The following is an 849-nucleotide window of genomic DNA, read 5'->3' on the forward strand; positions in this document are numbered from 1 at the left end:
GCGTCGTATTCACCGGCTGTGGAGCGGGTGCCTGTCTCAGCGGCGGCGGAGCGGGTTGCGGCGGACGCGGCCTTGTCGGAGCGGCGGCCGGAACCGGCTGCAAGCCGCCATCTCCAGTCAATGCCGGCCGGCGCGGCGCCGAAAGCCGGATATCGCGCTCGACGACGACGTCGGTCGGACCGCCGATCAGAAGCAGATGTTCGATGTCGTCGCGGCGTATCAGCACCAATCTGCGATGGCTGTCGACGGCGGTGGCATCCATGACGGCCAGTCGCGTCTTGCGGTTCCGGCCGCCGGCGACGAAGGTTCCGAATGTCAGGTTGCGCACCAGCTTGACGATGACGAGAACGATGACCAGCAGGACGAGCGCTGCAAACGTCCACAACAATGCTGCGGCATAACCGGGACCTGCCACGCTATCGAGCCATTGCATTGGTTTCCCCTGATCGCCCCTTGGAAGTGATAAGACACTAGACCGTTGAAGCGGGCCACCGCAAGTTGCGTTTCACGCTGTTGAACAGCTTGAAAAACTCCGAAGGCCGGAAGACATCATTTTTATCCGACATTTGCCGCCCAGGCCTTTTCCGGACTAGGAGAATGTGATTCAACCCGGTACGGGGCGGGTGTCGGAACACCGGAATTCACGAGCAGGGGGCACATGGCCAAGGAAGCGCGCGGCGATTTCTATCCGGTACCGATCGTCGACCAGAATACGCGACCGGGCGCGGTTACCCGGCTTATCATTTTCATCGTCGTTCTGACGGGGGCCGCGATCGTCGTCGGTCTTTTCCGCGAGCGCCTCGGCGATCCTTTCCTGCTCGGCAGGCTCGGCGTGCTGGCGATGATCGG

General features: G+C 62.4%; 1 protein-coding gene and 1 pseudogene. One reads left to right on the top strand and one right to left on the bottom strand.

Annotation, left to right across the window (positions count from 1 at the left end; all coding sequences use genetic code 11):
- A pseudogene (locus tag EN991_RS38090) lies at positions 1-433 on the bottom strand (flagellar biosynthetic protein FliO); the annotation flags it as partial.
- A 225-nt stretch (positions 434-658) separates the two neighbouring features.
- Here EN991_RS38090 and EN991_RS38095 point away from each other — a divergent pair.
- Positions 659-849, top strand: a 191-nt coding sequence (locus tag EN991_RS38095; protein WP_164769751.1) for a hypothetical protein, incomplete at its 3' end; no start/stop codon positions are given.

It is taken from the genome of Mesorhizobium sp. M7A.F.Ca.US.005.03.2.1, assembly GCF_003997795.1.
In the GTDB taxonomy this organism is placed as follows: Bacteria; Pseudomonadota; Alphaproteobacteria; order Rhizobiales; family Rhizobiaceae; genus Mesorhizobium; species Mesorhizobium ciceri.